The sequence below is a fragment of the Budvicia diplopodorum genome (assembly GCF_009800925.1).
GTDB lineage: Bacteria > Pseudomonadota > Gammaproteobacteria > Enterobacterales > Enterobacteriaceae > Budvicia > Budvicia diplopodorum.
Genome location: NZ_WOYF01000017.1, coordinates 25,299 through 46,627 on the forward strand (window position 1 = coordinate 25,299; position 21,329 = coordinate 46,627).

At 48.2% G+C, this 21,329-nt stretch carries 18 protein-coding genes; 13 read left to right on the forward strand and 5 right to left on the reverse strand.

The window, feature by feature from the left end; translation table 11 throughout:
- Positions 1–6: 6 nt before the first annotated feature.
- Positions 7–750 carry a uroporphyrinogen-III synthase gene (hemD, locus tag GVI43_RS13650; RefSeq protein WP_159567408.1) on the reverse strand — a complete coding sequence of 248 codons (744 nt, stop codon included), beginning with the start codon at positions 748–750 and terminating at the stop codon, positions 7–9.
- Positions 747–1,688, reverse strand: a complete 942-nt coding sequence (gene hemC, locus GVI43_RS13655) for a hydroxymethylbilane synthase (protein WP_159567409.1) — start codon at positions 1,686–1,688, stop codon at positions 747–749. The genes hemD and hemC overlap by 4 nt, the downstream gene beginning before the upstream one ends.
- Positions 1,689–2,054: 366 nt before the next feature.
- Here hemC and GVI43_RS13660 point away from each other — a divergent pair, with 366 nt between their 5' ends.
- Positions 2,055–4,598, forward strand: a complete 2,544-nt coding sequence (locus GVI43_RS13660) for a class I adenylate cyclase (RefSeq protein ID WP_425482154.1) — start codon at positions 2,055–2,057, stop codon at positions 4,596–4,598.
- Positions 4,599–4,681: 83 nt separating this feature from the next.
- On the opposite strand, the gene cyaY is transcribed toward GVI43_RS13660, so the two are convergent.
- A complete protein-coding gene (cyaY, locus tag GVI43_RS13665) occupies positions 4,682–5,005 on the reverse strand; it encodes an iron donor protein CyaY (protein ID WP_159567411.1) in 324 nt (107 codons plus the stop codon).
- A 78-nt stretch (positions 5,006–5,083) separates the two neighbouring features.
- On the opposite strand from cyaY, the gene lptM reads away from it, so the two are divergent.
- The 9 genes from lptM (at position 5,084) to GVI43_RS13710 (ending at position 14,918) form a co-directional block, all read left to right on the forward strand.
- The gene (lptM, locus tag GVI43_RS13670; RefSeq protein ID WP_246201860.1) at positions 5,084–5,266 is read left to right on the forward strand and encodes an LPS translocon maturation chaperone LptM; all 183 of its coding nucleotides are present in this window, start codon (positions 5,084–5,086) and stop codon (positions 5,264–5,266) included.
- Between the two features lie 102 nt (positions 5,267–5,368).
- Complete coding sequence (gene lysA / locus GVI43_RS13675; RefSeq protein ID WP_159567413.1) at positions 5,369–6,622, forward strand: diaminopimelate decarboxylase; 1,254 nt, start codon at positions 5,369–5,371, stop codon at positions 6,620–6,622.
- A 132-nt stretch (positions 6,623–6,754) separates the two neighbouring features.
- The gene (dapF, locus tag GVI43_RS13680) at positions 6,755–7,579 is read left to right on the forward strand and encodes a diaminopimelate epimerase (RefSeq protein ID WP_159567414.1); all 825 of its coding nucleotides are present in this window, start codon (positions 6,755–6,757) and stop codon (positions 7,577–7,579) included.
- Positions 7,576–8,295, forward strand: coding sequence for a DUF484 domain-containing protein (locus tag GVI43_RS13685; RefSeq protein WP_159567415.1), 720 nt, complete (start codon positions 7,576–7,578; stop codon positions 8,293–8,295). The genes dapF and GVI43_RS13685 overlap by 4 nt, the downstream gene beginning before the upstream one ends.
- Positions 8,292–9,218, forward strand: a complete 927-nt coding sequence (xerC, locus tag GVI43_RS13690) for a tyrosine recombinase XerC (RefSeq protein ID WP_159567416.1) — start codon at positions 8,292–8,294, stop codon at positions 9,216–9,218. The genes GVI43_RS13685 and xerC overlap by 4 nt, the downstream gene beginning before the upstream one ends.
- On the forward strand, positions 9,218–9,934 hold the full coding sequence (yigB, locus tag GVI43_RS13695; protein WP_159567417.1) for a 5-amino-6-(5-phospho-D-ribitylamino)uracil phosphatase YigB: 717 nt from the start codon (positions 9,218–9,220) through the stop codon (positions 9,932–9,934). The genes xerC and yigB overlap by 1 nt, the downstream gene beginning before the upstream one ends.
- A gap of 43 nt (positions 9,935–9,977) precedes the next feature.
- Positions 9,978–12,140: a DNA helicase II gene (gene uvrD / locus GVI43_RS13700; RefSeq protein WP_159567418.1), complete on the forward strand. Its 2,163-nt coding sequence runs from the start codon at positions 9,978–9,980 to the stop codon at positions 12,138–12,140.
- Positions 12,141–12,667: 527 nt separating this feature from the next.
- Entirely contained in the window at positions 12,668–13,618 is a 951-nt protein-coding gene (gene corA, locus GVI43_RS13705; protein ID WP_159567419.1) for a magnesium/cobalt transporter CorA, read from the forward strand.
- A 178-nt stretch (positions 13,619–13,796) separates the two neighbouring features.
- Positions 13,797–14,918, forward strand: coding sequence for an AbrB family transcriptional regulator (locus tag GVI43_RS13710; protein WP_159567420.1), 1,122 nt, complete (start codon positions 13,797–13,799; stop codon positions 14,916–14,918).
- Here GVI43_RS13710 and rarD read toward each other — a convergent pair.
- Positions 14,910–15,797 (reverse strand): EamA family transporter RarD, encoded by an 888-nt coding sequence (gene rarD / locus GVI43_RS13715; protein WP_159567421.1) that lies wholly within the window; start codon positions 15,795–15,797, stop codon positions 14,910–14,912. The two genes, GVI43_RS13710 and rarD, sit on opposite strands and share 9 nt — an antisense overlap.
- Before the next feature lie 288 nt (positions 15,798–16,085).
- Between rarD and pldA the strand changes: the two genes are divergently transcribed.
- The 3 genes from pldA (at position 16,086) to rhtC (ending at position 19,725) form a co-directional block, all read left to right on the forward strand.
- Positions 16,086–16,943 (forward strand): phospholipase A, encoded by an 858-nt coding sequence (pldA, locus tag GVI43_RS13720; protein ID WP_211959101.1) that lies wholly within the window; start codon positions 16,086–16,088, stop codon positions 16,941–16,943.
- A gap of 137 nt (positions 16,944–17,080) precedes the next feature.
- Positions 17,081–18,910 (forward strand): ATP-dependent DNA helicase RecQ, encoded by a 1,830-nt coding sequence (gene recQ / locus GVI43_RS13725; RefSeq protein WP_159567422.1) that lies wholly within the window; start codon positions 17,081–17,083, stop codon positions 18,908–18,910.
- Between the two features lie 188 nt (positions 18,911–19,098).
- Complete coding sequence (gene rhtC / locus GVI43_RS13730; protein WP_159567423.1) at positions 19,099–19,725, forward strand: threonine export protein RhtC; 627 nt, start codon at positions 19,099–19,101, stop codon at positions 19,723–19,725.
- An 81-nt stretch (positions 19,726–19,806) separates the two neighbouring features.
- Here the strand turns inward: rhtC and gntT are convergent, their stop codons facing one another.
- Positions 19,807–21,135, reverse strand: a complete 1,329-nt coding sequence (gntT, locus tag GVI43_RS13735; protein WP_159567424.1) for a gluconate transporter — start codon at positions 21,133–21,135, stop codon at positions 19,807–19,809.
- Positions 21,136–21,329: the final 194 nt, after the last annotated feature.

The following is a 21,329-nucleotide window of genomic DNA, read 5'->3' on the forward strand; positions in this document are numbered from 1 at the left end:
CCGTAGTTAAATTTGTTGTAGTGCGCGAAACAGCGCATCATTATCGGCATTATCTGCAATTTGGCATTGCTTCCAGCCTAACGCCAGAGCGTTAGCGGCAAGTCGTTCACTGACAACGACTAAATGGCAATTTAATAGCCACTGTCGATAGTTTACAGGAACGAGATCGTACAGCTGTTGTAACATTTCTCCACTGGTCATTACCAGCTTATCAACGTTGAGTTTTTGCCAACGCTGGCAAAGCGCTCCACCATCATAATTTATCATATTGCGTTGATAACATTCGCAGAAGGTCACGTCAGCGCCGAGTTTGTGTAGCGCTTCGGCTAAAAATTCACGGCCGCCATTCCCGCGCAATATAAGAACCTTCTTACCGGCAACCTGCTGTAATTGGGGTAATTTTAGCAGTTCCTCGCTGGTTTCGCGACCTTGGGGATAACCAACGGGATACGGTATGTGTGTTTTTAGTATAGAAGCGGTTTTATAACCGATGGCTAAATAGTTAACATTAGCTGGCCATGAATTATTTTCTAACGCTAACTGATGCTGTGCATTGTGCACGGCATGTTGAGATGCCGCAATCACGATATCTTCAGGATTCAGCGCCGCCAGATACCTTGGTAGCTTATTCAGGTCATTACCCGGCCCGAATGTGATCAATGGAGTATGGTAAGCGTCCATGCCTTGCTCAATGAGTTGTTGGACCAATAGCTCTCCGAAAGGGGACGGACGGGTTACCAGAATACTCATTGTGGCGTGTAATCTTTATAGACGTTGTGCAAAATAACGTCTGCGCCCTGCGCTAAGAGTTCTTCAGCCAGTTCGACACCCATTTTTTCTGCATTCTCAGCCAAACCACGGCGTTCTCCGTGGATAATTTGGCTACCGTCCGGTGCGCCCACCAACGCTCTTAGCCATAAAATATCGCCTTCCAGTTCAGCATAGCTGCCAATCGGAACCTGACAGCCGCCTTCCAGACGAGCATTCATTGCCCGCTCCGCCAGCACTCTAATTTGAGTGGTTATGTCATTGAGCGGAGCCAGAAGTTCGCGGGTTCGGCGATCGTCCAGACGGCATTCGATACCAACGGCACCCTGACCAACGGCCGGCAATGACTCTTCTGGCGTCATATAGGCACTAATTCGTGCTTCAAGCTTCAGCCGTTTTAAGCCCGCGGCGGCTAAAATGATGGCGTCATAGTTACCGCTATCGAGTTTGCCTAAACGGGTGCCGACGTTTCCGCGCAGATCTATAATCGTTAAATCAGGGCGACGGGCCCTTAGTTGGCACTGGCGACGCAGGCTTGACGTTCCTACAATGCTACCTGCAGGTAGCTCATCTAACGAGCTAAAATTATTGGAAACAAAGGCATCGCGGGGATCTTCTCGTTCACAAATGGTCACCAAGCCTAACCCATCAGGAAATGCAACGGGAACGTCTTTCATGGAGTGAACGGCGATATCGGCCCGCCCTTCCAGCATCGCGACTTCAAGCTCTTTAACAAATAGGCCCTTACCGCCAACCTTGGCGAGCGGGGTATCTAAAATAATGTCGCCTTTAGTGACCATCGTTACCAGTTCCACAGTCAGGCCCGGATGGCACTCAAGTAAACGATCCCGAACGTAATGCGCTTGCCATAAGGCTAAGGGGCTTTGGCGGGTAGCGATGCGGATAATTTCGTTAGACATACTTTATTATTACCTTTTTATTATATCGGGCCATTCTATCAGTTGGTATCTTGAGTGTCAGCGTGCAGAATTATTATCACTATTTTTGAACGCGTCGAATCTGTTCAGCGTTGCTGAAATTATTTATTATTCAGCAGCAAAGTATTCTTCCTACTTATTATGCCGTATTGATCTCGCCAAGAAATAGGGCTGGAGCGGTGTGAGTACTCTCTCAATACCTTTACGACAAGCGCGCAAGGTGTTAAATTGATCACGTTTCTGGCAATCAGTTGTAGATAGTTTCAGCTATTTAAGCATGTACCCAGAATGTAGTTCCTTTAATCACCGTAGGAATTAATAATCAGGCAAATCGTCTTGCATCTTAATATGACTTTATTAAAGCAGCGGTTAGATGCGTTAAATCAATTACGTATCAATCGTGCTATGGCGAATATGGGATCCGCTTTTCAGCAGGTGTACACGCTGCTGCCCATTTTTTTACATTACCATCACCCCAAAATGCCTGGTTATCAGGATGGTATTGTTCCTCACGGTATTTGTCTTTACTCTCCTAACGATGCTCAGCGCCAATATTTAGTCGATTTTTGTCAAGCCACCGATATCCCTGTCAGTACTCATGCCGCTCAGGCCTTGCCGATTACCGGCGTTTATTGTATGGGTAGTACTTCCTCTGTCGGGCAAAGTATGTCTTCTGACCTTGATATTTGGATCTGTCATCAGTCTTGGTTAAACGGCAATGAACGCACTATTTTGCAGGCAAAATGTATTTTGCTTGAGCAATGGGCAGCGTCTCTCGGGATTGAGGTTAATTTCTTCCTGATTGATGAAAACCGTTTCCGTCAGAATCAAAGCGGTAAGTTAGACAGTGAAGACTGCGGTTCTACACTGCATATTTTGTTATTAGATGAGTTTTACCGCAGCGCAGTGAGACTGGCCGGTAAACCTCTGCTATGGAACGTGGTTCCTGACGAACAAGAAATGAATTACGAGGAGTACGTTTCCGGGCTTTGTGCTCAGGGCAGACTTAAGCGTGATGAATGGATTGATTTAGGCGGGCTGGGTTCTCTATCTGCCGAAGAGTATTTTGGTGCCAGCCTGTGGCAGCTATATAAAAGCATCGATTCCCCCTATAAAGCGGTGTTAAAAACGCTGCTGCTTGAAACTTATTCTTGGGAATATCCGCAGGCTCAGCTGTTGGCAATAGAAATAAAAAGAAGACTGCACAACGGCGAGCTCGACGCTTTCAACCTTGACGCTTATTACATGATGCTGGAAAGGGTAACGGTTTATTTACAGGCTATCGGTGATGATGCCCGGCTTGATTTAGTTCGTCGCTGTTTCTATCTAAAAGTTTGTGAACGCCTGTCTGAACAGGCTGAAACCATCCCGGCTCAGGGTAACTGGCGTCGGGAAACTCTAAGCCAGTTAGTGATTGAATGGGGCTGGGATCGGGATCGAATTAAAATTTTGGATAACCGGGCCCACTGGAAAATTGAACGAGTGCGGGAAGCAAATAACGAACTGCTGGATGCGCTGATGCAGAGCTACCGTAATCTGATTCGTTTTGCCCGCCGTAATAACTTAAGCGTGAGTGCCAGCCCTCAGGATATTGGGGTTTTGACCCGCAAACTCTACGCCGCGTTTGAAGCGCTACCGGGCAAAGTCACGCTGGTTAACCCTCAGATATCGCCTGACCTGTCAGAACAAAACTTGACGTTTATTCAGGTGCCGGTGGATCGCGCTAACCGGGCCGGATGGTACTTATATAATCAGGCTCCCACCGTCGATGCTATCATTGGCCATCAGCCGCTAGAATATAACCGTTATCTGAGTAAGCTTGTTGCGTGGTCCTACTTTAACGGCCTGCTGACGCCAAATACTCAACTGCACGTTAAGAATAGCCACCACTGTAGTACTGAAAAGCTACAGGCTTTCGTGGCGGATATTGCAAAACATTTTCCGTTAAGAGTGCCCGCCTCAACGCCAAAAGCCTTGTACAGCCCTTGTGAAATCCGCCACTTGGCGCTTATCGTCAATCTTGAAAGCGATCCGACCGCTTCTCTTTTGGAAGAGACTCAGCCGTTTGACCTGGGTAAGTTAGACGTATTCAGCTTCGGTAAGCAGGAGCAGTGCCTGATTGGCAGCGTTGATTTGCTCTATCGTAACTCATGGAATGAAGTGCGTACGCTTCACTTTACCGGTAGTCAGGCCGTGCTCGATGCGCTCAAAACTATTTTGGGCAAGATGCATCAGGACGCCAGACCGCCTGAATCGGTTGACGTTTTCTGTTATAGCGAGCATCTGCGCGGATTAATCCAGACCCGTTTGCAACAGCTGGTGTCCGAATGCATTAGCCTGCGGTTATCCAGCACCCGTCAGGAATCCCATCGCTTTAAGGCGTTGAGAATTGCCGGCCAGACCTGGGGGCTGTTTTTTGAACGCTTAAGCGTATCGGTGCAAAAGCTAGAGAATGCTGTGGAATTCTACGGCGCTATTTCTAATAACAAATTAAACGGTATTCCTATCCAGCTGAATGCGGAACAAGACCACTTGCCGCAGATTATTGACGGTTCAGCCAGTGAAGGTATTATCCAGTTTTTCTTTGAGAGTGCCGATAAGGGCTTCAATATCTATATTCTTGATGAGCTCAATCGGGTTGAAGTCTATTTGAACTGCCAAGGGGGAATTGACGAACTGGTGTGTGATGTTAGCCGTTTTTATGCCTCGTCGCATGAGCGCTTTACCTACGGTTCCGGATCCGTCAATTTCAATCTACCGCAGTTTTACCAAATTGTTCAGGTTGATGATGAAGCCAGTATCATTCCATTTAATAGTCATTCAATTTCACCGCTGAGCAGCCCTTCGGTTCCCATCACCAAAAAAGATATTGTGCTAAGCCACACCTTTTGATGAATTTCTCCGTGGGCTAAAGATAACGAGGCCGGAACGCGACATAACGCTCCGGCCTTGCTTTTTTACCAGCGGAATAAAATTTATTTCAACAGTGAAACGTCTTCACCTGACTGCTGAGTGCAAGCTTTCGAGAGTATGGATAAGAATTCTTGCCCACTGCGATCGCAATACCAAGAACCGTCACGGTAATCAAAATGATACCCACCGCTTTTGGTTGCTAGCCATATCTGTCGCATAGATTCTTGTTTGTTAATAATAATTTTACTTCCATTTTCAAAGGAAAGTGACATGACTCCACCGTTGGTTTCATAGTCAATATCAGCGTCACTATCAATATTATCGATGGCTTGTTCGATATAGAGCATCAACTTATCGGACAGTTGATGAAATTCAGTATCATTCATAGTCAGAATTCCTATTGCATTTCGCGATCTAGCTGCGATTATAGAGGGCTAAACAAAATGAATCACAGGCTTATTTTAATGAATAAAAAATTTCGTTGCTCATTATTGGTTTTGACCACCCTTTGGTTAGCTGGCTGCGGCTTAAAAGGCCCACTATATATGCCAACGGATGAACCGCCTAAGAAGGAAAAAAAGGTTGAATCAGTAAAGCCAGCACAGACTGAAAGTAATGCTCAGGCCGAAAGTGACGCCGCTAAATAACAAAAAGACCGGTGAGTGTGGCTTAGGATTAGTCAGGTAACTTGCGCGATATGAAATCTTGGGCGTTATGCCCGTAGTATAAAACAGATTAGGCAAAGTATTATGGATTACTTTAATTACAAAGACGGGCGGCTGTGGGCTGAAGACGTGGCCGTAGCTGACTTGGCGTCGCGTTTCGGTACGCCTCTTTATATCTATTCCCGCGCGACTATCGAACGACACTGGCACGCTTTTGATAACGCTTTGTCTAACCACCCCCATTTGATTTGCTACGCCATTAAAGCGAATAGTAATTTAGCCTTTCTTAATCTGTTAGCCCGTTTGGGTTCTGGGTTTGATATTGTCTCTTTGGGTGAGTTGGAGAGGGTATTAGCCGCCGGTGGCGATCCAGCTAAGATTGTCTTTTCCGGCGTGGCTAAAACGGTCGCTGAAATGAAACGGGCTCTGGAAGTGGGTATCCGTTGTTTTAACGTTGAGTCACTGCCTGAATTGTATCGGCTGAATGAGGTTGCTGGCGAAATGGGTGTTAAAGCACCGATCTCGTTACGGGTTAATCCAGACGTTGATGCAAAAACGCACCCTTACATCTCGACCGGCCTGAAAGAGAATAAATTTGGTATCAGCTATCAGCTTGCCCGCGAGGCATACCGTATTGCTAATGAACTAGCCCATATCAACATTCGCGGAGTAGACTGCCATATCGGCTCTCAGCTGACAGAGTTATCGCCGTTCCTTGATGCAACAGATCGTATGTTAGTGCTATTGGACCAACTGGCGGAAGACGGCATTACTATTCATCATCTGGATCTTGGTGGTGGATTAGGCGTACGCTATGACGATGAAACTCCGCCAGAGCCGATGGAATATGCCGCCGCCCTTTTAGATAAGCTTAAAGGTCGCGAGCATTTAGAGCTTTGTTTTGAACCGGGCAGGGCAATCGCCGCCAACGCCGGTATTATGGTGACTAAGGTCGAATATATTAAAGATCAGGATGACCACCATTTTGCTATTGTTGACGCGGGCATGAATGATTTAATCAGGCCTGCTCTATATGAAGCATGGATGAAGATTATTCCCGTAGAACAAAACGCGTCCAACAAGGGCAACCAGATTTATGACGTTGTTGGGCCAGTGTGTGAAACCAGTGATTTCTTGGGCAAGCAGCGTGAGCTTAATATCAGCCAAGGTGACCTGCTGGCAGTACGTAGCGCAGGGGCATACGGTTTTAGCATGAGTTCAAACTATAATACCCGCTGCCGCCCTGCGGAAGTTATGGTTGATGGTGCCCAAGCCCATTTAGTTCGTGAGCGTGAACGTATTGAAGATTTATGGCGTGGTGAGCATTTGGTGAAGTAATCTAAAGTCATCTGTTTTCTAGTTCTGCTCTGGGCTGCACCAATAACGATAAAGCGCAAAGCTGGCCTGGCAAGACGAGAATTTAATTGGCGACTATCAGGGATGATTAGGCGCTATAAGTGGGGTAGTCAAATGCAATTCTCTAAAATGCATGGTTTAGGCAATGACTTTATGGTTGTCGACGCGGTGACACAGAACGTTTATTTTTCTCCGGAACTGATTCGCCGCCTGGCGGATCGTCATTATGGCGTCGGGTTCGATCAACTGTTAGTGGTTGAGGCGCCTTACGATCCGGATCTGGATTTTCATTATCGCATTTTCAACGCTGACGGTAGCGAAGTTGCCCAATGTGGTAACGGTGCCCGCTGTTTTGCCCGTTTTGTCCGGTTAAAAGGTTTAACCAACAAACAGGAAATTAAAGTCAGTACCCAGAATGGCCGCATGACGCTGTCCGTCAGTGAAGATGAGCTGGTTACCGTTAATATGGGCGAGCCCGATTTTGAACCCGCCAATGTGCCGTTCAGAGCGCCAAGAATAGAAAAGACCTACATTTTTCGGGCATTGGAACATACTGTTTTCGGTGGCGTGGTCTCAATGGGTAACCCACACTGTGTATTACAGGTTGAAGACGTACAAACTGCCAGCGTTGGGGTTTTAGGCCCGCTATTGGAAAGCCATGAGCGGTTCCCTGAACGTGCTAATATCGGTTTTATGCAGGTTGTCAGCCGCAGTCAGATCCGTTTGAGAGTTTATGAACGCGGTGCCGGAGAAACTCAGGCCTGCGGCAGCGGTGCTTGCGCAGCGGTTGCTATTGGTATCAGTCAGGGCGTTCTAGATGAACAGGTTCACGTTGACCTGCCGGGGGGAAGCCTGACTATCAGTTGGAAAGGGCCGGGCAATCCGCTATACATGGTTGGGCCTGCTACACACGTTTATGATGGATTTATTCACCTATGAGTAATCATACAAAAGATGGCGGAGACGTGCCGGAGCTAGAACGGGTAAAGCTTAGTGATGATGCTGTCAGTCAATATTTGTTGAATAATCCGGATTTCTTTATACGTAATTCTCGCCAGATTGAACAAATGCGCGTTCCTCATCCAGTCAGAGACAGCGTCTCGCTGGTGGAATGGCAAATGAGCCGGCAGCGCAATCATATCCAGCAGTTGGAAGAAGAAATTACGCTGCTTATGGAGCAGGCTACGGCCAATGAAATCCTGTTTGGCCGCCTGATTAATCTGCAAAATGAGTTAGTTCAGGCCGACAGTCTGCAAGACTTTTTAGCGCGGTTACAAAACTGGGCCCGCTCTCTGGGGCTGGCCGGTGCCGTTGTTCGCCTGTTCAGTGAAAAATGGCGTTTAAATGCCCCCTCTGGTTTTACCCATCTGTCTTTATCTCGGCAGGCTTTTGAACCGATGAGGATCCAGCGCCTAGGCGATCGTAATCAGTATTTAGGCCAACTGAATGGCCCTGAAATTTTATTGCTGATGCCGGAAGCCAAAATGGTCGGTTCGGTAGCGCTTTCGCTGTTAGGAAAAATGGGCGATTTAGGCTTGGTAGTGTTTATCAGCCGCGATACGCATCATTATCATGCGGAAATGGGAACGCTGTTGCTCAATCAATTGAGCATCTTGCTACCCGGCCTGCTGGCCCGTTGGATTGAACCGGTATGACCGATCGTCCGGCTGAATTATCCTGCCCGTCATTGCAAAACCCGGTTAATGATTTTCTTCGTTATCTTCGGGTTGAGCGCCAGTTGAGCCCTTATACGTTAAAAAGCTATCAACGCCAGCTTGCGGTTCTTATCGAACTGGCGGTCGAGATTCATATTATTGAGTGGCCGAAGCTCGACGCCGCTGGCGTAAGAACGCTAGCCGCCCGTAGTAAGCGCTCTGGGTTACAGTCCGCCAGCTTAGCCCTTCGGCTTTCGGCCCTGCGTAGCTTCCTTGACTGGCTGGTGGGGCAGGGGAAAATCAGCGCCAATCCGGCAAAAGGCATTTCTACTCCTCGCAAAGGCCGCCATCTGCCTAAAAATATGGACGTCGATGAAGTCAGCCACTTGCTGGATATCGATATGAACGACCCGTTGGCGATTCGCGATCGGGCGATGCTTGAGCTGATGTACGGCGCAGGCTTGCGTTTATCGGAGTTAGTCGGATTAGACTGCCGGCAGGTTAATCTCGACGCCGGTGAAATCAGAGTGATTGGTAAAGGTAGTAAAGAGCGAAAGCTGCCCATCGGTAAAATGGCGATTGAATGGATCAATCACTGGTTATCCGTTCGTGATTTTTATGCGCCGGACGACGACGCGATGTTTATTTCTAAGCATGGAAACCGTATTTCAGCCCGAAACGTAGAAAAACGGTTTGCCCAATGGGGCGTTAAGCAGGGGATTAGTAGCCATGTGCACCCACACAAGCTCAGGCACTCTTTTGCCACTCATATGCTGGAATCCAGCGGAGATCTCAGAGCGGTACAGGAATTGCTCGGCCATGCTAACCTCTCTACGACTCAAATTTATACCCATTTGGATTTCCAGCATCTGACCACGGTTTACGACGCTGCTCATCCACGGGCCAAAAGAGGGAAAGCCTGATGCATTTTTATCGCCCGTTAGGGCCGGTTAAAGCGTTAACCTTCGATCTCGATGACACGCTCTATGATAACCGCCCGGTGATTGAGCGTACCGAGCTGGAAGTGGTGAGTTTTATGCAACAGCAGTTCCCGCAGCTAGCCGCTTTAGATCGCAAAGGATTTAACCAAATCCGTATGGATTTGCTTGAACAGCATCCGGATATTTATCACGACGTGAGCGAATGGCGACGCCGGGCGTTTGAAGTCACGCTGACGAAATACGGTTATAGCGATAGCGCCGCAGCCGAAGGCGCCGCGCTGACAATGGAAAACTTCCGCTACTGGCGCAGCCGTATTGACGTTCCTCAGTCAACCCACGTAACGCTGAGCCTGCTGGCGACGCGCTACCCGCTCGTTGCTATTACCAACGGAAATGCTGACCCTGAACTGTTTGGCCTGAGTGACTATTTTAAAATGGTGCTGCGAGCCGGTCCCGCAGGGCGGGCAAAGCCCTTCGGCGATATGTATCTGAGTGCCGCACAGCAATTAAATTTATCGCCTGAATCGCTGCTCCACGTTGGCGATGATTTAGTCACTGACGTTGCCGGAGCGCTACGTCATGGGCTGCAGGCGTGCTGGATTAACGATCGAAATAAAAGTTTATTTGATGAACCAACCGGGTGCTTATTACCGCATATTGAAATTTCCCGGTTGGATTCGCTGTGCCTGTTGATATAAACTCTCTAATCATCTGTATAAATTACCAGTATATGGCGCAATAATGGACGTTTCCTACCTGATCGAAAGCCTTAACGATAAGCAACGCGAAGCCGTTGCGGCCCCTCGTACCAACATGTTGGTGCTTGCCGGAGCCGGTAGTGGAAAAACGCGGGTGCTGGTTCACCGCATTGCGTGGCTAATGTCCGTAGAGCATTGCTCCCCCTATTCCATTATGGCGGTCACCTTTACCAATAAAGCCGCCGCAGAAATGCGCCATCGTATTGAACAGCTAATTGGTACCAGCCAGGGTGGCATGTGGATTGGTACTTTCCACGGTTTGGCCCATCGCTTATTACGCGCCCATCATCTTGATGCCAACCTGCCGCAGGACTTTCAGATACTCGACAGTGAAGATCAGCTTCGCCTGCTCAAGCGTTTGATTAAGGCGCTTAATCTGGATGAGAAACAGTGGGCTCCGCGTCAGGCTATGTGGTACATCAACAACAAAAAAGATGATGGTTTACGCCCTCAGCACATCGATACCTACGGTAATCCGACCGAAAGCACATGGTTACGCATTTATCAGGCCTATCAGGAAGCCTGTGACCGCGCCGGTCTGGTGGACTTTGCTGAGCTGTTGCTGCGGGCCCATGAGCTTTGGCTGCATAAGCCGCAAATTTTGAATCATTATCGTGAACGCTTTAGCAATATTCTGGTGGATGAATTCCAAGATACCAACCGTATTCAATACGCTTGGATCCGCATGCTGGCCGGTAACTCTTCAAAGGTTATTATTGTTGGCGATGACGATCAGTCTATTTACGGCTGGCGCGGCGCACAGGTTGAGAATATTCAACGTTTCCTTGATGACTTCCCGGGTGCAGAGACCGTGCGTCTGGAGCAAAACTACCGTTCAACCAGCAATATTTTAAAAGCGGCAAATACCTTAATCGCGAATAACGACGGCCGTCTGGGCAAAGAGCTCTGGACCGACGGCGAGCAGGGCGAGCCTATTTCCCTGTATTGTGCCTTTAATGAATTGGACGAATCACGTTTTGTTGTCAGCCGGATTAAAGCCTTTCAGGATAGCGGCGGAGCCCTTAACGACTGCGCTATTCTTTATCGCAGCAACGCTCAGTCGCGGGTACTCGAAGAGGCGTTATTACAGTCCGGTACGGCGTACCGAATTTACGGCGGTATGCGTTTCTTCGAGCGGCAAGAAGTTAAAGACTCTCTGGCCTATCTGCGTTTAATTGCCAATCCTGATAATGATGCGGCTTTTGAACGGGTAGTTAATACTCCAACCCGCGGCATTGGCGATCGCTCTCTAGACGTTATCCGCCATGCAGCCCGTGACCGCCAAATTACTCTGTGGGAGGCTTCTGTTGCTCTTTTACAGGAAAAAGCGCTGGCCGGGCGTGCCGCAGGGGCCATACAGCGCTTTATTGAGCTGATTGAAGCCTTAACGCGAGAAACCTGTGACTTGCCCTTACACGTTCAGACAGATCGCGTAATACGCGATTCAGGGCTGCGTATGATGTACGAGCAGGAGAAGGGCGAGAAAGGGCAGGCTAGAGTAGAAAACTTAGAGGAGCTGGTAACCGCAACTCGCCAGTTCAGTTTTTCAGATGAAGATATGGATCTGACGCCGCTACAGGCGTTTTTATCCCATGCTGCGCTGGAAGCCGGCGAGGGGCAGGCCGATGCTTATCAAGACGCGGTACAGCTAATGACGCTTCACTCAGCCAAAGGTCTGGAATTTCAGCAGGTGTTTATTGTTGGTATGGAAGAGGGAATGTTTCCTAGCCAGATGTCGCTCGATGAAGGCGGCCGTCTGGAAGAAGAGCGTCGCCTTGCCTACGTTGGCGTTACCCGCGCCATGCAAAAGCTAACGCTAACCTATGCGGAAACCCGTCGTTTATACGGCAAAGAGGTTTATCATCGCCCATCTCGCTTTATTGGTGAATTGCCGGAAGAGTGCATTGAAGAGGTGCGTTTACGGGCCAGCGTGAGTCGTCCGGTTAGCCATAGCCGTATGGGCGCGCCAATTAGCCACAATGACAGCGGCTATAAGCTAGGCCAGCGGGTAAACCATCCTAAATTTGGTGAAGGTACCGTGATTAATCTTGAAGGCAGCGGCGAGCACGCCCGTTTGCAGATCGCTTTTCAAGGTGAAGGTATTAAGTGGCTGGTCGCCTCGTATGCCAGACTCGAAGTGTTATAAGACGCGCGACAAATTGGCCGGTACTTCAAGGGGAACCTCAAGGGGAAATGCAGTGAATCCTCGACGGTTTCTCATATTGGCGTGAATGATTATTTGTTGCTGATACTGTTTTTATCCTTAATCCATCTTTTAAATCATAAATTTGATATATATTAATCAGTTGATAGATATATATTCTTGCCGGGCTATGATGCGCGCTGAATCCGGTGCTGAAATAGCCAAGAAATGTTGTTCAATAGTTGACAGACTTTTTCCTGTAGGCGTAACATGCGCCCACTATTTTCCCATGAGGGCAACGGCCTTGGACATACCCAGTCGATACTGGCTCAACGATCTTTTTATAAAGTTCAACTTCTAAGGCTATCCCTTTTTGCTGATATCCTTAGTGGTTGTCAGCGACTTCTTAATATCATCCCGTCGCTAGTGAGCTAGATGTAGTCTAGGTCTGAGATTTTGGCTATTGCCAGAATACAGATGGTTCAATCTGTTGTTCAAATTGCCACAGCAAAAGAAAGAGGGATGACGCTATGCTAAGCGCATTTCAACTAAATAATTGCCGCTTATTCCGTTTAGAACTGGATGAGGGCGATCTGCTAACCTCTTCCGTATGGGTCGATCTGGTTGAACCCGAAGACGAAGAACGTGAAATAGTTCAGAAAGAGCTCGGCCAGTCTTTGGCCACCAGACCTGAGCTGGATGATATCGAAGCATCGGCGCGTTTTTTTGAAGATGAAGATGGTTTGCATATTCACTCATTTTTCTATTACGAAGATGCTGAAGACCGGGGTGGTAACGCCACCGTCGCATTTACCATTCGCGACGGGCGTTTATTTACTCTGCGTGAGCGCGATCTGCCGGCGTTCCGTTTATATCGTATGCGGGCCCGTAACAGAGAGATGGTTGACGGTAATGCTTACGAGCTATTGCTGGATCTGTTTGAAACAAAAATCGAACAGCTGGCCGATGAAATAGAGAATATCTATAGCGACCTTGAATCTCTTAGCCGTATTATCATGGAAGGCCACCCGGGTGAAGGGTATGACGAAGCGCTTTCTACGCTGGCGGAGCTGGAAGATACCGGCTGGAAAGTTCGGCTGTGTTTGATGGATAGCCAACGGGCGTTGAACTTCTTAGTTCGTAAAGCACGCCTGCCGGGCAATCAGTTAGATCAGGCGCGAGAAGTATTACGCGATATCGAATCCCTGCTGCCGCATAATGAATCCCTGTTCCAGAAAGTGAACTTCCTGATGCAGGCGGCAATGGGCTTTATCAATATTGAGCAAAGCCGGATCATCAAGATCTTCTCCGTTGTATCGGTAGTCTTTCTGCCGCCAACGCTGGTGGCTTCAAGCTACGGTATGAACTTTAAGTTTATGCCAGAGCTGGACTGGTCATTTGGCTACCCGGCAGCGATTGGCATTATGATCGCTGCGGGACTGGCACCTTATCTTTATTTTAAAAGCCAGAAATGGCTTTAATACCCTGATTTAATCAAAGAATTACCGCTGGATTGATATAAAGTAGAACGTACGTCTTTACTTGATACCGATCGGCGGTAATTTTATTTTATATCCGTCATACTTCAAGTTGCAGGTATGTGAGCTGCGTTAAGCACATCGGGATTTTCACGCTTGCTGTCGTCCTGTGACTCGAACTATGTTGAGTATAGCTGCTCCGCTGTCTCTGTTCGTTACGTTAGGATATTCCGTCGTGGCAAAACGTTTACCTGCCTTTCAGTGGGTTACACTTCTGACCTGTTCACTGGTTTTGTCGCTGGTGATGTTGCATTTCCACTTTCCGGCCGCGTTATTGCTTGGCCCGATGGTTATTGGCGTTGTAATGAGCCTTTCTGGCGCAACGATTCGTATTAATAATCGTTTTTTCATCGCTTCTCAGGCCATTATTGGCTGCATGATTGCGCAAAATCTCTCATCTTCTATTCTGGTTTCGCTGGCGGCTAACTGGCCAATCGTTCTGTTTGTGCTTTGCTCCACGCTATTGGCGAGCGGTTTGTCCGGCTGGTTGCTGGTCCGGTTTAGCGATTTACCGGGTTCAACCGGCGCATGGGGTTCATCGCCGGGCGGCGCTGCGGCGATGGTTGCTATGTCTGAAGAGTTCGGCGCCGACGTGCGTTTAGTCGCCTTTATGCAATATTTACGGGTGCTGTTTGTCGCGGGTTCTGCTGCACTGATCGTTCGGCTAGCCTTGGGGAGCGAAGCTCAAGAGATTGTACAGGAATTGGCCTGGTTCCCGCCATTAGACTGGAACTTTGCCGCTACTATTACACTGGCAGTGATTGCCGGCTGGCTAGGTCGACGTTTGCGAATTCCATCGGGTACGATGCTGCTACCGATGTTAGTGGGTGCCGTTTTACACGCCGGGGATGTGTTTGTTATACAGCTTCCTGAGTGGCTGCTAGCCATGGCATACGCTTTCATTGGCTGGAGCGTCGGGCTTCGTTTTAACCGTTTGGTCTTCATGCTGGCGCTGAAAACCTTACCGCAAATCGTGATTTCTATTTTGTCATTAATGTCACTCTGCGCACTGATGGCATTACTGTTAACCAAGATACTGGGGATGGATTTCCTGACGGCCTATCTGGCAACCAGCCCCGGCGGGCTGGATACGGTTGCAATCATTGCCGCGGGCAGCGGCGTTGATATGTCATTTGTGATGGCGATGCAGACATTGCGCTTGTTCAGTATTTTAATAACCGGCCCGGCGATGGCACGGTTTATATCGCGCCGGGCACCGAGAAAACCAAAGCATTCAGCGTAATCTTCGCTGGTAGTACAATGCGTCTAGAATGAACAGTGCTAGTGCGCCCCAAATAAAGACAAAGGTATAGAGTTTGTCTTCGCCAATGGTTTCACCATACAAAGTGATTGCCATCAGGAACATCAGGGTTGGGCCGATATACTGGAAGAAGCCCAGCGTAGACAGGCGAAGCCTGGTTGCGGCGGCAGTAAAGAACAGCAACGGTATCGTTGTGACAATACCGGCGGCCATCAGTAATAAGTTCAGAGACAGCGGATTTTGGCTCAGGTGGCTGGTTGGGGTATCGGCAATGAAAAACAGGTAAATTGCCGCTATCGGTAATAACCAAAGTGTTTCAATCAGCATACCGCTTTGTGAATCAACGCCAATCTTTTTACGCACTAAAGCGTACAGACCAAAAGTAATAGCCAGCGTCATGCTGATATAAGGAATCGAACCAAACTGCCACAGTTGGATTGCCACGCCGCTGAAGGCCAGAATGACGGCCGCCCATTGCATTCGCCGAAAGCGCTCCTTGAGAAACATTACCCCAAACAGCACGTTGACCAGCGGATTAATAAAATAGCCCATACTGGCTTCTAACATATGGTGGTTATTGACCGCCCAGATAAACGTTAGCCAGTTACTACCGATAAGCACAGCGCTAACGGCCAGCAGTAGAATGTGTTTTTTATTTTTGCAGGCGGTACGAACCAAAGACCATTTTCGGCCTAAGGTCAGCAAGATAAGCATAAAAAAGAAAGACCAGATAATTCGATGCGTCAGTATTTCATTGGCCGGAACATATCCTATCAGCTTAAAATATGCGGGGGCGACTCCCCAAATAAAATAGGCTGCTAGCGCAAATAGCATGCCTTGGCGAGTCTGCTGTGGTTCCATTAAATGGTTTGTCCTGATGTTTAATAATATAACCGAGCAGTGTACTCTACATTTCGGGTTCTTTATGTCTAAAAATTCTTAGCGTTAAGCGCTAATTTTAGTTAGAAATAGCGTCAATGACTTTATCAATAAAGTCGGTATATCGATCGTTTTTAAACTGCAGGCGCGTTCGACATTTATTGAACGTATATCGCACTAATGTACTCAATATCAATTGAATCTATGCGCCGGTGATTAGTATCAATTACGTTTATTGGAATCAACATGCAGATGACAAAACAAACGCTAATGAGGTACGTGCTGGGCCTCTACTTTATTGGGTGGTTACCACCGGGGCTGGCTAATACCGAAGAATCATCGCTGCCAGTCAGGGGGAGTATTATTGGCAACATGCTGAAAGAGTATGATAATCCTTTCACGCTGTACCCCTATGAGGCCAATTACGTTCTGGCTACCTATACCAGTAAAATCAATACTAAGGCTATTGAGTCTTACGACTGGGCTGACAATGCACAAAAGGTAGAAGCTAAATTCCAAATCAGCTTAGGGTTTCCTCTCTGGCGCGGCGTTGCCGGTGAGAACTCTTTGTTAGGCGCGTCCTATACTCAACGTTCGTGGTGGCAGGCTTTTAACCATAAGAATTCTTCGCCTTTTCGAGAAACAAACTATGAACCGCAGCTTTTTCTGGCGTGGTTAACCGATTATGACGCCCTTGGTTGGAGTTTTCGTGAGGCCGAAGTCGGCATTAATCATCAGTCAAACGGTCGGGCCGAGCCGACTTCACGCAGTTGGAACCGCGGATATGTCAGGATTATGGCGCAACGAGGCGATTGGCAAGTGGATCTGAAGCCTTGGTTTCGCTTTTCTGAGAGTGCCGGAAATGATGATAATCCAGATATTACTAAGTATATGGGCTATTACCGGCTGAAAGTGGGGTATCATCTGGGCGAATCAGTATTCTCTGCCGATAGTCACTATAACTGGAATAGTGGTTTTGGTGGTGCAGAGCTAGGCTGGAGCTATCCGATAGCCAAACAGGTACGTTTTTATACCCAGCTTTTTAGCGGCTATGGTGAATCAATGATTGACTATGATGCGAAGCAAACCCGCGTTGGCGTCGGTTTTATGCTTAACGATATGTTCTGATATCACGCTATAACTACCGGAATGTTGCGAGATATCTCGGTTTTTATCGCTTATCAGATTTTTTTCATTCTTTGTGTGACGACAAACAGGTCTAATGCGCCTAAAATAGCGCCCACGACAAGCAGCAGGGGATTAGGGTGTCAACGGCGGTAGTAATAAACTCAGAAAATTTGGCCGCACAGGTATTGCGTGACACCTTTGGCTATCACCAGTTTCGTCCGGGGCAACAAGAGATAGTTAACGAGGCCGTTTCTGGCCGCGACTGTCTGGTTGTGATGCCTACCGGTGGTGGTAAATCTTTATGCTATCAACTACCGGCATTGCTGCTTGATGGCCTGACGCTGGTTGTATCCCCTCTGATATCCCTGATGAAAGATCAGGTCGACCAGCTTAAGGCCAACGGAGTGACCGCCGGTTGCCTTAACTCCAGCCAAACCCGCGAACAGCAATATGAAGTTATTTCCGCCTGTCGTAACGGGCAGATAAAGCTGCTGTACGTTGCGCCAGAGCGATTGATGATGGATAACTTTCTGGAGCAATTGAGCTGCTGGAATCCGTCCCTGTTGGCAATCGACGAAGCTCACTGTATTTCACAGTGGGGGCACGATTTTCGCCCAGAATATCGCGCTCTAGGCACGTTACGTAAACATTTTCCCCAGTTGCCGTTTATCGCTTTAACCGCAACGGCGGATGACACCACCCGTCAAGATATCATTCGCCTGCTGGAGCTCCGCGATCCGCTGATTCATATCAGCAGCTTCGATCGTCCTAATATTCGCTACACCCTGATCGAAAAATTCAAACCAACGGATCAGCTCCAGCGATACGTGCAGGATCAGCGCGGTAAAAGCGGAATTATTTACTGTAATAGCCGCAAGAAAGTTGAAGAGTCTGCGGCCCGGCTGAAGGCGAAAGGGTTGAGCGTAGCTGCCTATCACGCAGGGCTGGATAACGAAACCCGCGAGCAGGTACAAGAAGCTTTCCAGCGCGATGACCTACAAATCGTAGTGGCCACCGTTGCTTTCGGTATGGGAATTAATAAGCCCAACGTGCGCTTTGTCGTGCACTTTGATATTCCGCGCAATATTGAAGGTTACTATCAGGAAACCGGGCGCGCTGGGCGTGACGGCCTGCCGGCTGAAGCGGTGCTTTTTTACGATCCTGCCGATATGGTATGGCTACGCCGCTGCCTTGATGAAAAACCGGCAGGTCCGCTACAGGATATCGAAAGGCACAAGCTGAATGCGATGAACGCTTTTGCTGAAGCGCAGACCTGCCGTCGGCTTGTTTTGCTCAACTATTTTGGCGAGAGTAAGCAGCAGCCCTGTGGTAACTGTGATATCTGCCTTGACCCGCCAAAACAGTATGACGGTCTGGTTGAAGCCCAAAAAGCGCTGTCCTGTGTCTATCGGGTGGGTCAGCGTTTTGGTATTGGCTATATCGCCGAGATTTTACGCGGGGCGAATAACACACGAATTCGAGAGTTTGGCCACGATAAGCTGCCGGTTTACGGTATTGGTAAAGATCAAAGCCATGAACACTGGATTAGCGTGTTGCGCCAGCTGGTTCACTTGGGCGTATTGTCGCAAAATATTGCTCAATTCTCCGCGTTGCAGCTGACTGAAGCTGCCAGGCCAATTCTTCGCAGTGAAAAGTCATTACAGCTGGCGGTACCAAGGCTACAGAATCTGAAATCCCGCAGTACTTCATCGGCTAAAAGCTTTGGCGGTAATTACGATCGTAAGCTGTTTGCCAAGCTTCGCAAACTGCGTAAATCCATCGCCGATGAAGAGAATATTCCGCCTTACGTGGTATTTAATGACGCCACATTGCTGGAAATGGCCGAACAACAGCCAACCCGCGAGAGCGAACTGCTATCGGTTAACGGTGTGGGTTATCGCAAGCTGGAGCGTTTTGGTCAGGCTTTCCTGATGCTTATTCGGGATCATCTGGTTAACCCTGAATAGCCGATTTACATCATGCCACCAGCAATACCGGCATTGATTGGGATGCCTTTGCGATTCGGTAAAAAATAACGCAGCCCTTATTATCTTGTTATCAAAGGCGTACAATTAGGCCTCTGAGGGAACAGGGTATTTATTGGTTTGCCTTTCCACCTTAATTCGAATAATTCCAATCTGTTAAAGAGAGCTTCATGACGCTATTTTTCACCGTTGCGGTAGTGCAGTTTGTTGCGCTGGCGACCCCCGGACCCGATTTCTTTTTTGTTTCACAGACCGCTGTTAGTCGTTCCCGGCGAGAGGCGATGTATGCCGCTATCGGCATTATGAGCGGCGTTATGGTGTGGGCTGCCGTTGCGCTATTGGGGCTGCATATTCTGTTACAGCAGATGGCCTGGTTACACAGTCTGATTGTGGTGTGTGGCGGAGCCTATCTGTGCTGGGTTGGTATCAGCCTATTGCGTTCAGCGTTCAGCAAGAAGGCGGTAGAGGTTCCGTCAGATATTGAGCCTTCCCTCCATAGTCATTCCTATTTGCGCGGTCTGTTTACTAACCTGTCTAATCCTAAAGTTCTGATCTATTTTGGCAGCGTGTTTTCGGTGTTTGTGGGTGATGATATCTCCAGTAGTACCCGCTGGGGCCTGTTTGCGCTGATTGCCGTTGAAACATTGATTTGGTTTACTCTGGTGGCTTTTGTTTTTGCTTTACCGGTAATGCGTGCCGGGTATCAGCGCTTTGCTAACTGGATTGATGGTGTAGCTGGTTGCTTGTTTGGCGGATTTGGTTTGTATCTGATTATTTCTCGCTGGGCTAATGCCTGAACCCTTTGATTTGCGCCTAAATATGACAAAGGCGGCCAACGGGCCGCCTTTGTTTATTCTATCGATTGGTACTTAACTGACTTACATCGCCATGCTAAGAAGCAGACAGCCAATTAAGCCACAGACAGAGATGATAGTTTCAAGCACTGACCATGATTTGATGGTCTCACCGATAGTCAGGTTGAAGTACTCTTTGAATAGCCAAAAGCCCGGATCGTTTACGTGAGAGAAGATTACGCTACCAGAACCTACGGCTAAAACCATTAGTTCAGGGCTTACGCCAGGAATCATCAGTAACGGAGCGACAATACCGCCGGCAGTCATGGCTGCAACAGTAGCAGAACCTAACGCTAAACGCAGCGCGGCGGCAATTGCCCATCCCAGTAATAGAGGTGAAAGGGTGCTGCCTTGCATTAAGGTTTCGATATAGTTAGCTACGCCACCGTCAACCAGAATTTGTTTAAATGCACCACCGCCGCCGATGATCATCAGCATCATGGCAATAATCTTAATCGAGTCGCCAATGGTTTCCATAATCTGGTCCATTTTGCGGCCGCGGTTCAGACCGAAGGTAAAGATCGCAATTAATACTGCAATCAATGTTGCCATGACCGGATCGCCGAAGAATTCAGCGTAAGGCAGGAGGGCATGCCCTTTTGGTAACGTCATTTCCGCGACGGCACGACCAGCCATTAAGATAACCGGAACTAATGTCGTTGCTACGCTAACGCCGAAGCCCGGCATTTCACTTTCAGTGAAAACTTTAGGGTTGTGCAGGCCTGCAGGAACTGGCTTATCAATACTCTTTAGGAAACGAGCATAAACCGGACCGGCTAAAATAACGGTTGGAATAGCGATAAGTGTGCCATACAGCAGTGTTAAACCCATGTCAGCTTTAAACATGATTGCGATAGCTGTTGGGCCCGGATGCGGTGGAAGTAGCGCATGGGTAACAGATAAGGCTGCTGCCATCGGAACACCGATATACAGTAGAGGAATGCGTGCGGATGCTGCGATAGTAAAGACTAATGGTAATAGCAGAACGAAGCCAACTTCGTAGAACAGTGCGAAACCAACCACAAAACCGGTCAGTACGATTGCCCACTGAATGTGGTCGCGGCCAAATTTAGCAATTAACGTGGTTGCGATGCGTTGAGCACCACCACAGTCTGCTAACATTTTACCTAACATTGCGCCGAAGCCCATGATAAGGGCCAGGCCCCCTAGTGTGCCACCAACGCCATTCTTAATTGATGTAATAACTTTGTTGATTGGTGTACCTTGCAAATAACCAAGAGCAAGGCCGACGGCCAGCGCAACTAATATCAGTGAGATGAAGCCGTTTAGCTTGCAGCGGATCATCAGGAAGAGTAGTAAAGCAACGCCAATAACTACGATTACTAATGGCATAAATAATTCTCCGGTGTATGTATACCCGTCATACTTCAAGCTGCAGATACGTTGGCTACGTTCGCTCACCGAATCACTTACTACAGTAGGTTCATCGGGGCGCGTTCAATTGCCGCCTTCCTACATCTTGAATTATTTCGAGTATATCGTATTACGTAATCAGATAATCTCAGATTAGCGTATAAGCTGATATT

Excerpts from the sequence above, each read along its gene's own strand:
- dapF (WP_159567414.1), top strand. The coding sequence starts at position 6,755 with ATGCAATTCTCTAAAATGCATGGTTTAGGCAATGACTTTATGGTTGTC.
- lysA (WP_159567413.1), top strand. The coding sequence starts at position 5,369 with ATGGATTACTTTAATTACAAAGACGGGCGGCTGTGGGCTGAAGACGTG.
- corA (WP_159567419.1), top strand. The coding sequence starts at position 12,668 with ATGCTAAGCGCATTTCAACTAAATAATTGCCGCTTATTCCGTTTAGAA.
- uvrD (WP_159567418.1), top strand. The coding sequence starts at position 9,978 with ATGGACGTTTCCTACCTGATCGAAAGCCTTAACGATAAGCAACGCGAA.
- lptM (WP_246201860.1), top strand. The coding sequence starts at position 5,084 with ATGAATAAAAAATTTCGTTGCTCATTATTGGTTTTGACCACCCTTTGG.
- gntT (WP_159567424.1), bottom strand. The coding sequence starts at position 21,135 with ATGCCATTAGTAATCGTAGTTATTGGCGTTGCTTTACTACTCTTCCTG.
- pldA (WP_211959101.1), top strand. The coding sequence starts at position 16,086 with ATGAGGTACGTGCTGGGCCTCTACTTTATTGGGTGGTTACCACCGGGG.
- hemC (WP_159567409.1), bottom strand. The coding sequence starts at position 1,688 with ATGTCTAACGAAATTATCCGCATCGCTACCCGCCAAAGCCCCTTAGCC.
- GVI43_RS13710 (WP_159567420.1), top strand. The coding sequence starts at position 13,797 with ATGTTGAGTATAGCTGCTCCGCTGTCTCTGTTCGTTACGTTAGGATAT.
- xerC (WP_159567416.1), top strand. The coding sequence starts at position 8,292 with ATGACCGATCGTCCGGCTGAATTATCCTGCCCGTCATTGCAAAACCCG.
- rhtC (WP_159567423.1), top strand. The coding sequence starts at position 19,099 with ATGACGCTATTTTTCACCGTTGCGGTAGTGCAGTTTGTTGCGCTGGCG.
- GVI43_RS13660 (WP_425482154.1), top strand. The coding sequence starts at position 2,055 with ATGACTTTATTAAAGCAGCGGTTAGATGCGTTAAATCAATTACGTATC.
- yigB (WP_159567417.1), top strand. The coding sequence starts at position 9,218 with ATGCATTTTTATCGCCCGTTAGGGCCGGTTAAAGCGTTAACCTTCGAT.
- rarD (WP_159567421.1), bottom strand. The coding sequence starts at position 15,797 with ATGGAACCACAGCAGACTCGCCAAGGCATGCTATTTGCGCTAGCAGCC.
- GVI43_RS13685 (WP_159567415.1), top strand. The coding sequence starts at position 7,576 with ATGAGTAATCATACAAAAGATGGCGGAGACGTGCCGGAGCTAGAACGG.
- cyaY (WP_159567411.1), bottom strand. The coding sequence starts at position 5,005 with ATGAATGATACTGAATTTCATCAACTGTCCGATAAGTTGATGCTCTAT.
- hemD (WP_159567408.1), bottom strand. The coding sequence starts at position 750 with ATGAGTATTCTGGTAACCCGTCCGTCCCCTTTCGGAGAGCTATTGGTC.